The organism is Candidatus Symbiothrix dinenymphae (assembly GCF_001431085.1).
The window spans coordinates 1-905 of the sequence record NZ_BBRU01000100.1 but is presented as its reverse complement, the minus strand read 5'-3'; the positions used below and the strand labels follow the sequence as shown (position 1 = coordinate 905).

Sequence of the window (905 nt, the reverse complement as noted above, 5' to 3'; positions counted from 1 at the left end):
ACGCCTAGCTGGGCTTGACCAATCACCCCAAAGTGAAAGAGGCGGCTCTGGAGGCAGTCAAAAAATACGGCACCGGCATGGCTGGGAGCCGCTTTCTCAACGGCACGCTCGACATTCATGTGGCGTTGGAAAAGAAAATCGCCGATGTTTTGGGCAAAGAGGATGCCATCATGTATTCCACCGGTTTTCAGGTGAATTTGGGAGTGGTTTCGGTGCTCACAGGTCGCGAAGACTATATTTTGTGGGACGAATTAGACCATGCTTCCATCATCGAGGGGCATCGGCTGTCGTATTCACAAAAGTTGAAATACAGGCACAACGATATGGATTCGCTGGAAAAACAGCTCCAAAAATGCGAACCCGACAAGGTGAAACTCATCGTCACAGACACTGTTTTCAGCATGGAGGGCGACATCGCCAACCTGCCCGAAATCGTGCGCCTGGCACGAAAATACAACGCCTGCATCATGGTAGACGAAGCGCACGGCATAGGCGTTTTGGGTCGTCAAGGGCGCGGAGCCTGCGACAGTTTGGGCGTGTTGCCCGAAATAGACTTGGTGATGGGCACGTTCAGCAAGTCGCTGGCTTCGATTGGCGGGTTTATCGCCAGTTCCAAGCCAATCATCGAGTTTTTGCGCTACACCTCGCGCCCCTACATTTTCAGTGCCAGCAACACACCGGCGGCAACAGCAGCAGCCAACGCCGCATTCGACATCATGGTGAGCGAACCCGAACGCCGCGAGCATCTGTGGAAATTAACGCACTACGCCCTCAACCGCTTCCGCGCCATCGGTTGCGAAATCGGGCGCACCTCCACGCCCATCATCCCGCTATTTATCCGCAACAACGAAAAAACGTTCGCCATCACAAAAGAATTGTTCGACCGGGGCAAATTCGTCAATCCG

At 53.8% G+C, this 905-nt stretch carries 1 pseudogene; it reads left to right on the top strand.

Annotation, left to right across the window (positions count from 1 at the left end):
* Window positions 1-8 precede the first annotated feature (8 nt).
* A pseudogene (locus ASC50_RS01525) lies at window positions 9-905 on the top strand (aminotransferase class I/II-fold pyridoxal phosphate-dependent enzyme); the annotation flags it as partial.